At 39.7% G+C, this 17,131-nt stretch carries 14 protein-coding genes and 2 tRNA genes; 5 read left to right on the top strand and 11 right to left on the bottom strand.

The window, feature by feature from the left end; genetic code table 11:
* Positions 1-21: 21 nt before the first annotated feature.
* Genes ACXZ1K_RS10950 through recR form a run of 3 tightly spaced genes read right to left on the bottom strand, consistent with a single transcriptional unit; the run spans position 22 to position 2,306 of the window.
* On the bottom strand, positions 22-864 hold the full coding sequence (locus ACXZ1K_RS10950; RefSeq protein ID WP_458969701.1) for an alpha/beta hydrolase: 843 nt from the start codon (positions 862-864) through the stop codon (positions 22-24).
* A gap of 3 nt (positions 865-867) precedes the next feature.
* Complete coding sequence (locus ACXZ1K_RS10945) at positions 868-1,683, bottom strand: SDR family oxidoreductase (RefSeq protein WP_458969700.1); 816 nt, start codon at positions 1,681-1,683, stop codon at positions 868-870.
* Between the two features lie 5 nt (positions 1,684-1,688).
* Positions 1,689-2,306 (bottom strand): recombination mediator RecR, encoded by a 618-nt coding sequence (gene recR, locus ACXZ1K_RS10940; RefSeq protein ID WP_458969699.1) that lies wholly within the window; start codon positions 2,304-2,306, stop codon positions 1,689-1,691.
* 250 nt (positions 2,307-2,556) lie between these two features.
* On the opposite strand from recR, the gene ACXZ1K_RS10935 reads away from it, so the two are divergent.
* Together ACXZ1K_RS10935 and ACXZ1K_RS10930 are read left to right on the top strand one after the other, a co-directional pair.
* Entirely contained in the window at positions 2,557-4,065 is a 1,509-nt protein-coding gene (locus tag ACXZ1K_RS10935; RefSeq protein ID WP_458969698.1) for a sodium:solute symporter, read from the top strand.
* 16 nt (positions 4,066-4,081) lie between these two features.
* Complete coding sequence (locus tag ACXZ1K_RS10930) at positions 4,082-4,789, top strand: LOG family protein (protein ID WP_458969697.1); 708 nt, start codon at positions 4,082-4,084, stop codon at positions 4,787-4,789.
* A 1-nt stretch (position 4,790) separates the two neighbouring features.
* Here the strand turns inward: ACXZ1K_RS10930 and ACXZ1K_RS10925 are convergent, their stop codons facing one another.
* The 3 genes from ACXZ1K_RS10925 to ACXZ1K_RS10915 are packed head-to-tail and all read right to left on the bottom strand — an operon-like array spanning position 4,791 to position 10,082.
* Positions 4,791-5,381: a DUF502 domain-containing protein gene (locus ACXZ1K_RS10925; protein ID WP_458969696.1), complete on the bottom strand. Its 591-nt coding sequence runs from the start codon at positions 5,379-5,381 to the stop codon at positions 4,791-4,793.
* A 38-nt stretch (positions 5,382-5,419) separates the two neighbouring features.
* The gene (locus ACXZ1K_RS10920; protein ID WP_458969695.1) at positions 5,420-7,879 is read right to left on the bottom strand and encodes a bifunctional UDP-N-acetylmuramoyl-tripeptide:D-alanyl-D-alanine ligase/alanine racemase; all 2,460 of its coding nucleotides are present in this window, start codon (positions 7,877-7,879) and stop codon (positions 5,420-5,422) included.
* Positions 7,880-7,892: 13 nt separating this feature from the next.
* A complete protein-coding gene (locus ACXZ1K_RS10915) occupies positions 7,893-10,082 on the bottom strand; it encodes an alpha-L-rhamnosidase-related protein (protein ID WP_458969694.1) in 2,190 nt (729 codons plus the stop codon).
* 93 nt (positions 10,083-10,175) lie between these two features.
* On the opposite strand from ACXZ1K_RS10915, the gene ACXZ1K_RS10910 reads away from it, so the two are divergent.
* Together ACXZ1K_RS10910 and ACXZ1K_RS10905 are read left to right on the top strand one after the other, a co-directional pair.
* Complete coding sequence (locus ACXZ1K_RS10910; RefSeq protein WP_458969693.1) at positions 10,176-10,535, top strand: hypothetical protein; 360 nt, start codon at positions 10,176-10,178, stop codon at positions 10,533-10,535.
* 80 nt (positions 10,536-10,615) lie between these two features.
* Positions 10,616-11,221, top strand: a complete 606-nt coding sequence (locus ACXZ1K_RS10905; RefSeq protein WP_458969692.1) for a hypothetical protein — start codon at positions 10,616-10,618, stop codon at positions 11,219-11,221.
* Positions 11,222-11,295: 74 nt separating this feature from the next.
* Here the strand turns inward: ACXZ1K_RS10905 and ACXZ1K_RS10900 are convergent.
* The 3 genes from ACXZ1K_RS10900 to ACXZ1K_RS10890 all read right to left on the bottom strand — a co-directional run bounded on the left by ACXZ1K_RS10900 (position 11,296) and on the right by ACXZ1K_RS10890 (position 12,122).
* Positions 11,296-11,380: transfer RNA gene (locus ACXZ1K_RS10900), tRNA-Leu, on the bottom strand.
* Between the two features lie 49 nt (positions 11,381-11,429).
* A tRNA-Gly gene (locus tag ACXZ1K_RS10895) sits at positions 11,430-11,502 on the bottom strand.
* A gap of 137 nt (positions 11,503-11,639) precedes the next feature.
* Positions 11,640-12,122, bottom strand: coding sequence for a regulatory protein RecX (locus ACXZ1K_RS10890; RefSeq protein WP_458969691.1), 483 nt, complete (start codon positions 12,120-12,122; stop codon positions 11,640-11,642).
* A gap of 382 nt (positions 12,123-12,504) precedes the next feature.
* On the opposite strand from ACXZ1K_RS10890, the gene ACXZ1K_RS10885 reads away from it, so the two are divergent.
* Positions 12,505-13,191, top strand: coding sequence for a substrate-binding periplasmic protein (locus ACXZ1K_RS10885; protein WP_458969690.1), 687 nt, complete (start codon positions 12,505-12,507; stop codon positions 13,189-13,191).
* Between the two features lie 50 nt (positions 13,192-13,241).
* Here ACXZ1K_RS10885 and ACXZ1K_RS10880 read toward each other — a convergent pair whose 3' ends face one another.
* Positions 13,242-15,701, bottom strand: a complete 2,460-nt coding sequence (locus tag ACXZ1K_RS10880; protein WP_458969689.1) for a glutaminase family protein — start codon at positions 15,699-15,701, stop codon at positions 13,242-13,244.
* A 92-nt stretch (positions 15,702-15,793) separates the two neighbouring features.
* The gene (locus ACXZ1K_RS10875) at positions 15,794-17,131 is read right to left on the bottom strand and encodes a TldD/PmbA family protein (protein WP_458969688.1); all 1,338 of its coding nucleotides are present in this window, start codon (positions 17,129-17,131) and stop codon (positions 15,794-15,796) included.

The following is a 17,131-nucleotide window of genomic DNA, read 5'->3' as shown; positions in this document are numbered from 1 at the left end:
TTCCTAAAAAAAATTAAATAATTAGCTCCGTTTTATAAAATCCAACGTATAGTCATACAACTTGTTCCATCCAAAAATCATTTGCGTAATCATTCCAACATGCTTCTTACCCGGAATAACCTGCATGTTTACATTTACTTTGTTGGCTTGAAGTAGCTTATTTAATCGCTCAGATTGAATCTGTATGGCGGGGTATGTTTTCTCTCCGTAAAAGATGATATGCGGATTGTGAATGTTGTTAACGTAATTGAGTGGAGAACCCGCTGTCCAAACTTTAGGATCTTTACTAAAGGTCCTCAAAAAATCATAATAGCTATTGTCCTTTTCTGCCATTGTCAGGTATTCATGCATATCGAGTCCGAATGAATCATCCAGTATCACTCCTTTGATCGGATTGGCTATTCCTGCGGCTTTAAAATATTGCGGATCTGCATTGATCAGTTCAGCCAAATGCCCGCCCGCAGAATGACCCATCATGAAAATTCTGTTTGGATTTCCTCCGTAGCTACTGATGTTATTCGTTACCCACTTTACCGCATTGGCACAGTCGGCCGCCATCTGACCATATTTATTTTCAGGCGCCAAGCCATAATTGATGGTTACAGTAACAACGCCTTTGCGTGCGAAGTTTCTCCCTAACCACCAATAGATATCTTTTTTGCCACTACTCCAGGAGCCACCATGAATAAAAATTATTACATCTTGTGCAGTATCAACACCAGTTCTATGATAGATGTTCAATTGCCTCCTGATATCGCCAGTTGCCGAGCTATAATTTATATTTTTTTCAACCTTAACCTTTGCCGATAAGGCCGATAGCTGACCTAAAAAGGCAAATAACATAAGCGTTAATGTCAGTTTCATTTATTATTTAATTAAAGCATTCTTTTCCTTGGTGAAGTGATTGAATACCAATTTGTCTGCCAGTGCAGGAAATAATTTGTTTAACCAGACAGTTAATTTTCCTTGTCCGGTTATCACCAACGTGCGCGACCTGTTTGCAATCCCTTCAGCCATAATTTCTGCAACCGCCTCGGCTGTCATCATTTTACCTTCATCCATACTCGTTTCGCCATGCGATGCCCCGTCCTTAGCCAGAGCTGACGCGCGGATATTGGAGGTAGTAAAACCCGGACAAGCCACCATTACATGAACACCAGTTTTTAAAAGTTCCGTTCTCAGCGACTCCATGAAACCATTCATGGCAAACTTGGAAGCAGAATAACCAGTGCGACCAGGCAAACCTCTGTAGCCTGCAATAGAAGATACGCCAATTATACTGCCTTTGGTTTTCAGAATTTCAGGTAAAGCGTATTTTGTACAGTAAACGGTGCCCCAAAAGTTAACATCCATGAGGTTTTTTAGAACATTTATATCTGTGTCGTTAAAAAGTGCACGCATAGACAAGCCTGCATTATTCACTAGAATATCAATTTTACCAAAGGTATCAACTGCCTGTTTAACCAAAACTGCGCAGTCCTCTTCTTTGCTTACATCGCTCTGCACAGCGATGGCTTTAATACCATAGGTTTTTTCTAAACCGGCAGCTATTTCGCAAAGGGTAACAAATTGACGGGCGCCCAATACCAAATTGGCGCCGCGTTTTGCAAACTCTTCGGCGCATGCCTTTCCAATACCTGATGATGCACCGGTAATGATGATAACTTTGTTCTTAAAATTCATTCTAGTTATTTGATTAATGAGTTTTCGTAAGGAACCCTGGTTACGATAGATCTGCCCAATGTGATCTCATCGGCATACTCCAGTTCCCCACCAAAGGCTATCCCCCTGGCAATAGTGGTAATGGGTATCTGGAAATCTTTTAATCTCTTATATAAGTAAAAAAGTGTGGTATCGCCTTCCATGGTGGCACTAAGTGCCAGAATAACTTCCTTTACAGGTGTTGTGGCAACGCGCTGTACCAGCGAATCGATGTAAAGGTCTGATGGCCCTATCCCATCCATCGGCGAGATTAAGCCACCCAATACATGATACACACCAAAATATTGCGAGGTGTTTTCTACTGCCATTACGTCTCTCGTATCCTCTACTACGCAGATCACTTCTTTATCACGCTTATTGGCGGTACAGATTTCACAGGTATTGTGATCTGAAATGTTATGACAAACATTACAGTGTTTGATTTCTTCCCGAAGACGGATCAAGGTATTACCGAAATGCGACACTTCTTCCTTGTCTTTACCCAGTAGGTGCAATACCAGTCTGAGTGCAGTTTTTTGTCCCACACCCGGCAACTTGGCAAATTCACTTACAGCATCTTCAAGTAATTTGGAAGAAAAGTTCATCTTACAAACTTAGATAAAGTTACGTAAGTATCCATGAACACAATTAAATTGAATACTTGTGAATAATTGCTGCTGAAAGCAATTTTATCGATCTCTTGGCTTCCATTGAAAAAATCCATCATTAGCCAAAACTTAGATAAAGTTACGTAAGTATCCAGGAACACAATTAAATTGAATACTTGTGAATAATTGCTGCTCAAAGCAATATTTAATAATATGATTTCTTACATTTAAAAGCTAAAAACATCCTATGAGTCCGGCTATACTTTTATCATTCCTTATCGGGTACTTTTTGCTTTTGATTGTCATTGCGTTTGCAACGTCTAAAAAATCGTCAGATAACTCTACTTTTTTTATAGCCAATCGCAATTCGAAATGGTACCTCGTGGCTTTTGGAATGATTGGCACTGCCCTTTCAGGAGTTACTTTTATCTCTGTGCCAGGGGAAGTCGGTGCTCCTGCCGGAAATCAATTTCAGTATTTTCAGTTTATTTTAGGAAATGCAATAGGATTTATCATTATTGCCACCGTACTGTTACCGCTTTATTACAGAATGAAGCTAACGTCGATATATAGCTATATTGAGCAACGATTGGGCTTTTACAGTTACAAAACCGCAGCTTCTATTTTTTTAATAAGTCGAACCATCGGTTCTGCCTTCAGATTATATCTCGTAGTTATCGTATTGCAGCGATTTATATTCGACAGTTATGGTGTACCTTTTTGGGCAACAGTGATGATTTCACTAATCTTAATCTGGTCGTACACCTTTAAAGGCGGATTAAAAACCATTATCATCACCGATACCCTGCAAACCTTTTTCCTGGTCTTATCTGTTTTTTTAACACTCTACTTTATCTGCAGCAGCCTTAACTTAGACATCCCTCAAACATTTGAGACCATTAAAACCAGCGGTTATTCCAAGATCTTCTTTTATGAGGACTTTCTAACCAGCAATTTCCATTTCAGTAAGCAATTACTGGGTGGGATTTTCGTGACCATTGCCATGACTGGACTGGATCAGGATTTGATGCAGAAGAACCTAAGCATGAAAACCATCGGCGAAGCCCAAAAGAATATGTTTACGTTTACCGCAGTTTTCGTAGTCCTAAATATTTTCTTTTTAAGTGTGGGCGCTTTGCTATACATATACGCCACTAAGAACGGAATTTCGATCCCACTAGATCACATAACAGGTAAACCTCGTACAGATTTTCTTTTTCCTGAGATTGCCTTTAACCACCTTGCATTAATACCAGGAGTTGTCTTTATGCTGGGTTTAACAGCGGCAACTTTTGCAACCACCGATTCAGCCCTTACCGCCCTAACTACGTCTTTTTGTGTAGATTTTCTGCAAATGGACAAGGGTGAAAACACCAATTCAAAAACAGCTGTAAACACCAGACATTTAGTACACGTAGGTTTTTCTATGCTAATGTTTTTAGTGATCATTGTTTTCAATGTTTTGAATGATGAATCTATTGTTAAAGGGATATTTAAAGTAGCGTCATATACTTACGGCCCATTATTGGGTTTATACAGCTTCGGGTTATTTGTAAGAAACAGAGGATTGCATGACAAACTTGTTCCATTAATTTGCGTTATATCTCCGGGCATATGTTATTTGCTAAATGAGTATTCGGCACAATTATTAGCCGGTTACAAGTTCAGTGTAGAGTTGATTTTGGTAAATGGCCTGATTACCTTTATTGGATTATTACTGATCAGTAAAAAAACAGATCTGCAAACTAAATTTTAATTAGAAGCGCATAAGAATGACTAGTGAAGAGAAAATAAGAAGTGCATTTGAAAATAAAAACTGGCAGGAAATTAAAGTAACTGATTCCTGGCAGATCTTTAAAATAATGGCCGAGTTTGTTGACGGCTTTGAGAAACTTGCCAAAATAGGACCTTGTGTATCAATTTTTGGATCCGCACGTACTGCAGAAACCAATAAGTATTACGAGATAGCGGTAGAATGCGGTAAGCTTTTGACGGACCGCGGCTACGGAGTAATCACAGGCGGTGGACCGGGCATTATGGAAGCCGGTAACAAAGGCGCGCATACCAATGGAGGTAAATCTGTTGGTTTAAACATAGAGCTCCCTTTTGAACAGTTCCATAATAAATACATTGATCATAATAAACTTCTGGAATTTGATTATTTCTTTATCCGCAAGGTGATGTTCATGAAGTACTCGCAAGGCTTTATTGTACTTCCAGGTGGCATGGGTACGATGGATGAACTTTTCGAAGCCATTACCCTAATTCAAACCGGAAAAATTGCCAGATTCCCTATTGTACTGGTGGGCAAAGATTACTGGGGTGGACTGGTAGACTGGATTACAAAAACCATGTTAAATATAGAGCATAACATCCATGAAGAAGACTTAAATCTTTTCAGGCTAGTCGATACGGCCGAAGAGGCAACAGAGCATATCTTCAGATTCTATGATAAGTATGTATTGAAGCCGAACTTTTAGGCTAGAAATGTGTAACGCCGCCTGATACAACGAGCTTCATCGCGTCAGCTGCACTCATTTCCAGCAGTTTAATTTTCTCATTTTTCACTACATATACCTGTCCTGCAAATGAATAGGAAAATGGAAAGTATACAATTGACTCGCCAGGAAGACCTATGGCAGTAAGATCATTTTGAGTTAAAAAACCTATTCTCTTTAATTCCCCTTCTACTTCGACAAGCACTGGTGTATTAAACTTCTTTTCGTCCCCAACAAACGCCTCTGTCAGGTCCTTTATAGAAGAATAAATAAACTTTAAAATTGGAAGCCTATCCAATATCCGTTGAAACCAATTGTACATTGGCTCAGTAACAAAGTTCGTCACAAAAATCCCGGCGGCAAGAATGATTGCCACGACAAGAGCTAAACCAAGGCCGGGAATATTACGACTAGCACCAGTATTTGGGTCGACCCCGAGTATGTTGTTGACGTTTAACCAGCTATCTACCGTAGTTACTGCCCATATGACGATGAAAACGCTTAAAGCGATGGGCAGGACGATCAATAAACCTTTGATCAAATAATTTAATACTATTCTGCCGATTTTATTCATGCTGCAAACTTAAAAAAAATTAATTGGGCAAGGTAAGCCTACTCGTAAAAATACACGCGCTTTACCCGTTGTGATATATTGGTCAGTATTTCGTAAGGGATGGTATCTATTTGTTCAGCTAGTTTCGCAATGCTCAATTCGTCGTTAAAAACGATGACTTCATCTCCTGTTCTTACGTTGAGACCAGTAACATCCAGCATACACATATCCATGCAAATTACACCAACGGTTTTGGCCGCTTTACCGTTGATGAGCATATGCCCTACGCCATTCCCAAACCTTCGGTTGTATCCGTCAGCGTAACCGATCTTTACAGTTGCAATCTCACCACCATCAGGAAGCGTACCCTTACGACTGTACCCAACGCTTTCATTAGATTTAATGTGCTTTACCTGAGTAACTGTAGTTTTCAACACAGCTACGGTTTGTAATACCTGAGAATTGGCCATACCGCCGTCAAAACCGTACAGACCAATTCCAATTCTCACCATGTCCAATTGTGCCTCGGGATGCCTGGTTATACCTGAAGTGTTGGAAATATGCCTTATAAAGAAGTAACCTAACTCTTGTTCAATCACATTTGCCATGTCTGTAAACCTGGCCAACTGGTATCTTGAGAATTCATCGTGTTCATGATTCTCGCTACCCACCAAGTGCGAAAATACAGAGGCAACTTTCAGCTTTTTACCTTCTTTAAGGGCGCGCAGCATATCTGCCACGTCAAGTTCCTCAAAGCCTAGCCTGTGCATTCCGGTGTCCAATTTTATATGGATGGGGTAATCGTATTCGTTGTCGCTTAAATAGCCGCTAAAGCTCTTCAGGATTTCCAGGTTATAAATCTCAGGTTCAAGTCGATGCTTTATGATCGCATCAAAACCAGAGGGTTCCGGACTCATTACCATGATAGGCATAGTGATCCCGGCTTTTCTTAAGGATACACCCTCGTCTGTATAAGCAACCGCCAGATAATCTACCTTATGGTATTGCAGCAAATTGGCAATTTCAAAACTACCACTACCGTAAGAGAATGCTTTGACCATCGCCATTACTTTAACCCCTGGTTTCAATTTACTTCGATAGAACTGTAGGTTTCCAGATAAGGCATTTAAATCAATTTCCAGAACCGTGTCGTGAATCTTTTGAGATATGAGTGAACTGATTCTTTCAAATTCAAATCGCCTTGCACCTTTTACCAGAATGGTCTCATTACTAAAATGAAGTGCTGGGAAGCTGTCTATAAAAGCTTGCGTACTCTCAAAGAAAGTGCTTTCTAATTGAAATAAGTCGGCACAACCTGATATTTGCGGACCGATGCCTATTAGTCTGCTTAAGTTCTTTTGTTTCAGTAAAGCGGCTATCTCACCGTAAAGCACATCGCTGGTTTTACCAGTTTCAACTAAATCTGAAAGGATAAGTGTCTTTTTAATATGTTGATTTTGAAGATTTAAAAAATCGAGGGCTATCGCCAATGATGAAGTATCTGCACTATAGGAATCATCAATTATAGAACACTGATTGATTCCGGTTTTTAGTTCAAGTCGCATACTCACCAGAGAAAGTTTTTCCAATCTCAGATCAGCCTCCTTAGCGGTATAGCCCATTGCCAACATTGTAGCCCAACAAATCACGCCATTTTCAACCGAAGCTTTGTCTATAAACGGAATGAGGCACTCTATTTCATCGCCCTCAAATCTGGCGCGGATATAAGTTCTGCCGTCTATGGGCTCTAAAAATAAAATCTGAAGATCAGCTTTCTGCTTTATGCTCCAGGAGAATTTGACCCTACCTGGCAGGTCTGCCTCTTTTAGTCCCACAGTGTAATCCGGACTGTAAATCAACAAATCGGCATGCTCAAACAGTTTTAACTTTTCTGTCAATTTCTCGTAGTGTGATTCAAAACCTTCAGCGTGTGCCTCTCCTATGTTGGTTAAGATACCTATAGTAGGTTTAATGATGTGCGCAAGTGCTTCCATTTCGTTGACTTTGGAAATACCCGCTTCAAAAATGCCAAGCGTATGGTCTTCTTCAATTTGCCATACAGATAATGGAACCCCTATTTGCGAATTAAAACTTTTAGGACTTTTTACAATATTGAAATCTGTTGCCAGCAATTGGTACAACCACTCTTTAACAATGGTTTTACCATTACTCCCGGTGATTGCTAAAGTTTTTAAATTGTATTGAGAACGGTTGTATGCCGCCAGAATTTGCAGCGCCTCGAGAACATTGCTAACTAAAATCACATTAGCATCTGGATACTGGCTAATATAGGCTGCGCTACTAATTACAAAATTCTTAATTCCATTTGCATATGCATCTTTAAGATACTCATGACCATCTCTCTTTCCTGAAAGTGCAAAAAACAATGACTCGTCAGGATCTATCACACTTCGGGTATCAATTACCAACTGACTGATTACAGAGTCCTTCACAAAACTAAAAGACCTTGGGTTTAAGATTTCAGCAATCTGGTTAATGGAATAGGTGACGTGACTCATAGTTCAAAATTAATCATTTTGCTTTCATAGTGAAGGTGTACGATCCTGAAAGAATTTTAATAGCCTCCATGTTTGTCTTGCCAGCAGCCTGCTTTACTGTCATTTTCTTGCCATTACAAAAGATGTTATTGTTACCCGCTCTTAGCGGCAGGTATACGTTTGCCTCCATATTGGCAGGAATATTAATATTCAAAACATATTCTTCAGCTTGGTTTTTAATGCTGACGGTTACGCCACCTCTTATAGTTGGTACCAGAGCTTCTGCGTAACTAAGCTTTCCTATTTGCGGCTTTATAGAAATCGTACTACAGCCTGCATTGGCAGGCTCAACGCCTATCAACTTTCTTGAAATGATGTTTGCTGGAGCCGCACCCCAGGCATGGTTCCAGTCCTGATTTGGTTTAAACTTATTATCCCAAGCCTCTAGTGTGATGGTAGAACCAACTCTGATCATGTTATACCAGCTCCTTACTCCACCTGAACAGAGTAATGACAGTGCATAATCCGCAGATGCGCCTTCATAGAGCGATTCCAATAAAAACTGTGCACCGTATACACTGCTGGCCATTCCGCGTGACTGTATAAAATCCATCACCTTTGGCAAATTCTCTTTTGGCACCAGCCCGAATGCTACTGCAAACATATTGGTATGTAATGAAGAATGGGAAGTGGTATCACCGTCTCTGTACAAGCCAGTTGCCTTATCTAAAAATGTTCGATTATAAACTAACTTGAGCTTATCACTTTTATCATGATAGAAATCAGCATCTTCCGTATGTTTTAATAGTTTGGCGATCTCTTCCATAATGAGTAAGGCTTTGTAATGGAAGGCGTTGGTAACTGCATTATAATTGGTAAACCTAAACCCATCTGTTTCGCTTAGTGGCCAGTCAACAATGTCTTTTATTTTATCATTGAATTTTATTGATGCAGAAAAAGCGGGGGTTTGCAGGCCGGTGGTTGTAGAAATCAACCCATTTTTATCTATCAGCTGGACTAACGTTCTGTTTTTCAGTATTTCATAATTTGAAGCGAGGGATCTGCTATCACCTGTATACAGATAATCATTCCAGGAAATGATTAAAGCCTGCAGTATCCATTCTGTTGGCCAGGTGGGCTTCTGTAATAGATACTCTGATGTTGAGCGCGCTATGCTAAATTCTCTGTCGGCCGCGTAATGTCCCAATTGATTGATAAGTGCATCTGCCTCGTATGGAATCCTTTCTCTGTCTCCATCTACATAAATACCTGCAAAAGAAGTAGCTTTCATGGAATATTTTGAAAGCTCCCAGACTTGGTTTAGGGTGTCATTACTGCTTTTGAAATAAGCGGATTGATCATTAAATGGATAATGAACCATAGCTCTTGTTACATTTTGAGCAGGTATTTTATGACCATATCCTTCAATAGCCACATACCTAAATGGAAGAACTTCCCCAATGTATTCAGGCATTTTGATGGCCGCTGGACCTGTGTTTCTCTTGTCGGGCTCTAATTTTACCTGATAAGAATGAGTGCCTTTAGACAAGGTGAGCACCTGCCTTCGGTAACGAATTGTTCCACCTGGCTTTGGATCTACTTTATTGTTCAACAAATTTTCACCCATATGTATTATTACAGAATCTGATCCTGTAGAAGACGATAATCTTACATTTACTTGGCCGAAAGCATCCTTCTTGAAATCAAACAGTTGGTAATTATTACTAGCCGTGGGTAGTAGTTTAGCTTCTTGTCCTGTTTTAACTAGCCTTTCTGAAGAAGATTTATAGTCGTCTAATATGACTCCAGTGGAAAAGGCTTTAATATCAGACCAATTACTTTCTCCATCTTTATTGGTATATACTTTTATTTTAACAAAGTAATTGGTAAGAGGTTTTAGTGCTATTCCCTTAAACATTACCGAAACAGAATTGGCACTGGCAACCCTGCCACTGTTCCACACATTTCCTATGTCTTTAGTTAATGCATTTTTGGATTTGGATACCAATATCTGATATGCCGTCTGTACGGTTCCCTGCTGCTTTCCAGGGACTACCCAACTGAATGAAGGATAACTAGAAAGTACAACTATTTGTGGTGAAGTGTCAAGAGAACTAGATGGCCCAGCTAGTAAATCAATCAACAATCCTGTGGGCTTTTTTTGTGCCTTCCCAGAATAAATCACACTAGAAAACAACAGAAAGATGGCTATGATTATTTTCATTTCATTTTTTTGGCGAAGCAGTCAATGTAATGAAAATAATGAATTTTTTGTAGTTAGTAAATCCCTATATTGTGCTTACCAAACAACTAACAAATGCCTAATTCATACAAACTGCAATTGCTTCTGAATCTGAAGGAGCACTATAAAGAGCCTTTATGGCGTACTATAACCAATTTTAAGGGAGGAAAAGACGAGTTGCTTTTTGTAATACCAGAAGATCAAGATTCAAAAAAAATAGCTGACGGCCTTTTTCAGGTGCTGGATAAATTGCCAGAAATTGCTTACAAAGCTGAGCGAACTGTAATTAGCTTCTGTTATGCGGACGGTAAAGGGTATTACTCGACCTTAATTAATCCAAATACCCAAGATAAGATCAATTTGGCGTTAATTGGATACCGGCCTCAACGCAAAGTTACATCAGAGGAGCTTAAGTCGCTAGGGGTTTTAGCCTAGTGGAATTTTAAAAGAATTGTGCATGACTGAAAAAAGTTTAAGACAGCGTTATCTTTAAGCCGGAAAAACAATTGTAGTAAATGAAATATCTAGATAGAATTCAAACATTGCTCCCTCTGGGCTATCTGTACCTTATCCTTATGGGCCTTCTAAAAGAAAGTGTACAATACTATCAGCTAGGGATAAATATATTGAAGTACTCGTCGATTACTGATATTCTGATTAGCCCAATCTCCGAGCTATCTTCAAGCCCTGTTGTAGTTGGCGTTGTTATTTTAGTTTTTATCTTATTATATGTATTTCAGCTGTTGTTAATCAAGTACAAAGATAAAAGCTGGGCTAAAAGGATACTAGGTCAAAACAGGTTCGATTCGCAAGCGACTAAAAAAGAAATTCAAAGTGCTCTTTTACCTATATCTATCCTGTTTCTTGCCTATCTCATATTGTCTCTATTTGTTGGCTTAGGAATAGGTGAGGGCAGAAAAATATCCAGAGAAATTTCTCAGGGTAAATTTCGCAACAATTACAAAATTAGTTTTGGCACTGGGAAAACTGAGGAGGCTTACGTGTTTGATTCAAATAGTTCCTTCTATTTTTATGTTAATAAAGGAAGTAGAAATATAAAGATAGCTCCCGTTGGCAGCATCAGCACCATCGAATTGATTTATAACAAAAAACTGAACTAAGAGCAGGAGTTTGATTTTGTTAACATACAAAAAAGCCGATCAGGATATGATCGGCTTTTTCTTCGCTTTTTGAGTACTCAGAGCGGGAATCGAACCCGCACGACTTTTAAGGTCACAGGATTTTAAGTCCTGCGTGTCTACCAGTTCCACCATCTGAGCAGGTGTTAACCTTTTAAAATAAATGCCTTCAGGTAGTGAAGGCATTTAGAGCGAAAGACGAGATTCGAACTCGCGACCCCGACCTTGGCAAGGTCGTGCTCTACCAACTGAGCTACTTTCGCATGGTATAAATCAACATCATCCGATGTTTCCAAACTTTGGAAAGGCTTTGATTAGAATCCCTGTCTTTCCGTTTGGGAATGCAAATATAAACAGTTTTATATTGTTGTCAAGTTATTTTTAATAAAAAAATTAACCTTCACGTTAAGTTATTGGATTTCAGCACATCTATTATTAAATCATTTTCAAAGCCCTTGCTCAATAAATAAGTTACGAGCTTATATTTCCTTTTATAAGGTTCTTTTTCCTTAATTGAGGGTAGCTTTTTTTCCGCAGTAGCCAGAATGGTTTGCATGTATTCATCATAGTCGATGGTCTTCAATCCAGCTAAAATCATTTTATCTGTAATCCGTTTTAGTTTCAAACCTTGTTTGATCTTTATCTTTCCCCAATGCTTGATTTTAAATTTGCCGGATACATACGCATTTACAAAACGCTCTTCGTTTAGAAAATTATTCTCTATCAATTCAGAGATCACCTCCTCTACTTCGTTTGACCAAAGCCCCCAATCGTAAAGCTTATCTCGAACCTCTTGTTGCGCGCGTTCCTGATACGCACAATAGTGCTCCGCTTTTACTAATGCCTGCCTTTTATCCAGTTTTATTTTATTCTGCTCTTCCAATATACAATATTACTAATCTCGGCCGTAATTATCCATGTATGGAAACCAATTTATAGTTCGACAGCTACGCGATTTAATCCAAGCTTTTTCCTGCTTGGCGTTTACAACATAAGAATGATTAGGTGCAAATGATTGGAAGAACAGATAAAGTTTTAGGTAGTTCAAAAAGACCATTAACGCAAAAGACAATTTGAGGAATTGGCTAGCTGGCTTATATCAATCACAGGAAAGAGCTGTAAACCACTGATAGAAAGATGCTATTTTCAACAAAATTTAGTAATGTGGATAAAATTTTAGCAAGACTAGCCATATAAACCTCCTTTATGCCCAAAAAGACGTAAATTGTCACCGATTAAAAACCATTTAATTACCTTCTCTACTAATGATTCAAAAAAAGGTTTTAAAAGTCGGATTAGATTCTGCCGCTCCCTTTCCTATGCATTCCGATTACAATTCGGAAACCTTTGAAGGATTCGAAGTTGATTTGATGAAGGCAATCACTGATCATTTAGGGTTAGAAATTGAATATGAAGTTTCTCTTTGGTCTAATATACTTGAACAACTTTTTAAAGGAGAGCTAGATCTGATTTGCTCTGCAGTAACAGTCACACCATCACGAAGGCATATTCTTGAGTTTACCAATCCATACTTGCACTTTAGATTATGTGCTGTAATTAACCAGGAAGATTCTTTAAAAAGCATTAACGACTTAAAAAATAAGACCATCGGTATACGGGAGGCGACAGAGGCTGAAAGATATGTGCACACTAATTTTCCGGCGAACAATATGGTGCACGCTGAAACAAACAAAGACCTTTACAGAAAACTGCAGTCTGGGAAAATAGATTTATTGATAGATGATTCGCCTATTGCGGGCGGATTTTTGCAGAAAAACAAGAAACTGAAAGTAGGCATGTATTTGCCAGGGACGGATTCGCAATATGCTATCGCCATGAAAAAGGGGGATGTTCAGCTTAAAGAACAGTTTAATGAAGTGCTTTCTCTTTTAAAGGAAAATGGTGTTTATCAAAGTATTTACAAAAAATGGTTTAACGACATCCAATTTTAAATCTCTTAGATCCTCCCAGTATGATCGAGGATCTAAGAGATTTTTCTCATTTACTTTCGCAGCTTATCTGCAAGCATTTTAATGTAAAACCCACCAACTACGCTCCTGGCGGTAAAGTTCATCCTTCTAGCATCTTTAGTTTCATGCCAGTCGCTCAAAGGAACCCGGTCCGGTGTTTCCAACGCATAAGTATAAACTGGAGCAATTAGTGTCTCGAAGTCTTTCCTGTTGTCGGCCAAAGTGGCCGACCAAATAATCCAGTCCGACTTAGTATAGGTCTTCCGGCTATCCAGCGGTATTCCGTACTTTGTTTGTTTGGTCAAGTAATACTTAACTTCCCTGTCATAAACCTCTTTCGGAAATAAGTTTAAGCTTAACACCTTATCCCAAACCATATTGTATTTCTGGCTCCAGGTATCTTTATTGTTAAAAGTTAACGCATAGTGGTCGCCTGCATCTGCCATCTGCATCCATTTTGACGCCATGTCTTTTGCCATAGCCGTATATTTAGCACCGGTGGCTTTTTCGCCAATCATGGTTGCCAGCATTCCGTAACCACCTAGTGCAACAATTGCCTTCACAGACAAATTAGCATTGCGGGCCAGGTGTCCGGCGAAATCGTCCGTAGACAATTGGTTGGCTGGATCAAGACCGTTCTTGCTCAAATATTCTGCCCATATGCTCAAAGTTTTCCAGTGTTGCTTTGCGTAATTTGCATTACCCTCTGCTTTTGCTATCGCAGCAGCGAGAATCATCATATTGCCAGATTCTTCGATGGGCATGTCCTCGCCATAAGTCTGACCATTTGCTATAGGATAAGTCCCTAAATCGTGTGAAGAATACGGTTTAGTCCATTTTCCGCTTTCGCTAAAATAAAAAATACCATTCATCATCCCTTTTAAGAGGTTGGGGTTGTATAATAAAAACAAAGGGGCTGAAGGGTAAGTTACATCTACGGTACCTATGGAACCGTTACTAAAATTTTCTTTCGACAAAAACAACGTTTCGCCAGAAGGTCCCTTGACCAGTTTATGTGCAGAAATAGCTTGGCGATAAGCTAGTACACATAAGTTGGCATAAGCAGCCCCTCCACTTTTTAAAGCATCCGCAAATAGCTGCTTATCAAACGCAGCACATTTTTGCATGGTAAGCGTGTATTCTTTTGAAGCTAATGCCATCTGGTTTTCAATAGTTTCTTTGCCGCTGGTATTCCACCATGGCCTCAGGTTTTTCTTAAAGTAGGTAAGTGCATAGATATCATCATATCCTAACATGATGTATTGTTCTTTTGGCGTAACGCCTACTTTCCCCAGTGTCAAGGTTGTATTTAGGATTAAACTTTCACCCTTTAGATCAGTAATTTCCTGCATTGTGGTCATCTTTCCAAGAAAATTCGCAGCTGCTCCAGCTAAATCAGACAATGTCTGCACGCTTTTATATTGCTGGGGAACGGACATATACATGTATCCCCAATCTATTCGAACATCATCTCCGGTCCGCTTTAACATCGGCTGCGCTACCGTACCGGCTTTCAAAATAGCAAGTTGTGGTGTGCTATACTTTTTTGCTTCAACCTCTTGGAACGGGGTGTGCGTGGCAATATTGGTGGATGCTCCAAAATACAATTTTACATCATGCGTAGCACCATCGTTTGATTTTACAACACTTGAAATATAAGAAACCGGTCTTGCCAACAAATCCAGATTATTCATTAGCAACGGTGAGGTGAACGTGACTTTAAGATCCACTTTTCCTGCTTTAAAAGTATAGATGGTTTGAGTAGCATTAAAAACCAAGCTTTTCTGCACTGCTTCATTCACTTTGACTTCGTCTGATTGATCTGGCTCCTCTACCAAGCCGCCATCTAGATATGATGGACCACCGGTGTTTTTTGCGTAGATTGCCAACACATTGTCTCCGATTTTTAATAGTGACTTAACTTCATCACCTATTGGAACGTACACAAATTTCCCTTCCAATTTCTCCTTGCTATAAATCTCTTTACCATTGAGGTAAACGGTGGCATTATCATCATGCCGGATTTTAAGAAACAATTTATTGTGACTAACGGAAGAGAGATTAAATGTTCTTCGCACCCATATCTCATCTTTTTTCCATGGAGTTTTGGCCTGTGAAGGCTCGCTTCCTACTGGACCAACAGCAGTATTCCATGATTGATCATTGTAAGCAGTTGTAGCCCAATCTGCACCAGGCCTGCTTTCTGTATAACTCAATTGCATGGGTTTTTCGTCTGCAGCAGGCAAAATGGCATGATAAACTTTTTCTCTTTTTCCTAAAAAATTATAGATCTGTCCATCAACACTAATCATACCGGTTAAAGATTGGTTAGCACCGGTCCAGTGTTTGGTTACACCGTTATTGAGAGAATCTGAGGAAGACCATATGCTGAAATACGGATCATGAGTGATCAAAGGATATGCGGGCGCCAAGCGCCTCTGAGCGAAGGCAGTTGCAGAGCTAAGTAAAATGAGGAATAATATTCTTTTCATGTATGCTAAACCGTTTTAAATGGTGAAGCAAATTAAGAACTTTATTTAATACCTGATTCATTTTGTGGATGAATCAGGTATTACGGATGTATTTACACTGCGTCGGAAAGCGAAGTAAATGTAAAATCCCTAATCTTTAATGGTGGCAAAAGATAGTTTTGATTCGATTCTGCACTAACAGTCCGTTCTGATTTTCCAATCTCATCCAGATTGTTTAACATGATCACCGGACTTTCATTAAACCTAAAATTCTTTACCGGAAATTTAATCTCGCCGTTTTCTATATAGAAAGTACCATCGCGAGTTAGCCCCGTTAAAAGAAGGGTTTGGGGATCTACACTTCTAATATACCATAAACGTGTAACTAGAATGCCCTTCTCAGTTCCCTTAATCAACTCTGAAAGTGTTTTAGTACCGCCCTGCATAATAGCTCCGCCCGGCTGAGGTATGGCTTTAATACCGGTTTTTTGTGCCCAATAGCGAGAAGAATAAAGATTTTTAACAACACCTTTTTCAATCCAGTTCACCTTTTCCTGAGCGCGGCCATCTCCAGCCCAGGTGCGTCCGGGAAGCTCCGGATTCCAGGGATCTGAATAAATATTAACACGAGGATCAACCAGTTGCTCTCCTAACTTAGTTTTTCCACCTGGCTTGCTTAAAAAGCTCCTTCCTTCATCTGCCTGGCGGGCATCCATGTCGAAGAATAAGTTTTCCAGCATAACAGCTACCGCTGTGGGCTCTAATATAACTGTGTATTTACCCGGCTCTATGGCCCTGGCGGTTACTGACGCTGTTGCTTTTTGTGCTGCAATTTCTGTATCTGCTTTAGCATTAAGTTTGCTAAAGTCATTATACCCCTTAGTGGCATAGCCAGATCCTTTGCCATCTGAAGTCCTAACGGTAATGTTAAAAGCCACATCAGATGAGGTATTGTAAGCAAACAAACCTTTACTGTTTAACATGGCACTGTAGCCGGTACTGTTTTCCAAAAAGCCGGCAGCATTTAACTTTTCATCTTTAGCGACTTTCAAACTGTCAGCAACGGCATCAGCACGTTCCTTCGGACCTACCGCAGCTGTTGCCGTTGAAAAAGTTGGGGTATCTGGCCCATAATTTTGTGGTCCAAGAAAGCTCATAAATTCAGGGTTCTCTGGCGCCAGTTTAGCCAATTCTTCTGATCTGCGAACCACTTTTTCTAATGACACTTCATCAAATTCATTAATTGTGGCTACTCCCAGTTTTTTACCGAAGGCAGAGCTGACCACAAGGCTTGTAGCGCTCACACCACCACTTGTAGTAACAGAATTTCGTGCATAACGGATATTGCCGCCATCTGATCCGCTCAGGTTAATTTCGCACTCATCGGCTTTTGAGTAAGCAAGCACTTTAGTCAATAGCGCTTTTGCTTGGTCTTTAGTTAGTATTGGCAT

The sequence above is a fragment of the Pedobacter jaeyakensis genome (assembly GCF_054461315.1).
This window is presented reverse-complemented; position numbering and strand designations above follow the sequence as displayed.

Coding starts and splice junctions, on each gene's coding strand:
- recR (WP_458969699.1), bottom strand. CDS start 2,306: ATGAACTTTTCTTCCAAATTACTTGAAGATGCTGTAAGTGAATTTGCC.
- ACXZ1K_RS10930 (WP_458969697.1), top strand. CDS start 4,082: ATGACTAGTGAAGAGAAAATAAGAAGTGCATTTGAAAATAAAAACTGG.
- ACXZ1K_RS10950 (WP_458969701.1), bottom strand. CDS start 864: ATGAAACTGACATTAACGCTTATGTTATTTGCCTTTTTAGGTCAGCTA.
- ACXZ1K_RS10885 (WP_458969690.1), top strand. CDS start 12,505: ATGATTCAAAAAAAGGTTTTAAAAGTCGGATTAGATTCTGCCGCTCCC.
- ACXZ1K_RS10905 (WP_458969692.1), top strand. CDS start 10,616: ATGAAATATCTAGATAGAATTCAAACATTGCTCCCTCTGGGCTATCTG.
- ACXZ1K_RS10910 (WP_458969693.1), top strand. CDS start 10,176: ATGCCTAATTCATACAAACTGCAATTGCTTCTGAATCTGAAGGAGCAC.
- ACXZ1K_RS10935 (WP_458969698.1), top strand. CDS start 2,557: ATGAGTCCGGCTATACTTTTATCATTCCTTATCGGGTACTTTTTGCTT.
- ACXZ1K_RS10945 (WP_458969700.1), bottom strand. CDS start 1,683: ATGAATTTTAAGAACAAAGTTATCATCATTACCGGTGCATCATCAGGT.
- ACXZ1K_RS10920 (WP_458969695.1), bottom strand. CDS start 7,879: ATGAGTCACGTCACCTATTCCATTAACCAGATTGCTGAAATCTTAAAC.
- ACXZ1K_RS10915 (WP_458969694.1), bottom strand. CDS start 10,082: ATGAAAATAATCATAGCCATCTTTCTGTTGTTTTCTAGTGTGATTTAT.
- ACXZ1K_RS10925 (WP_458969696.1), bottom strand. CDS start 5,381: ATGAATAAAATCGGCAGAATAGTATTAAATTATTTGATCAAAGGTTTA.
- ACXZ1K_RS10875 (WP_458969688.1), bottom strand. CDS start 17,131: ATGCCAATACTAACTAAAGACCAAGCAAAAGCGCTATTGACTAAAGTG.
- ACXZ1K_RS10880 (WP_458969689.1), bottom strand. CDS start 15,701: ATGAAAAGAATATTATTCCTCATTTTACTTAGCTCTGCAACTGCCTTC.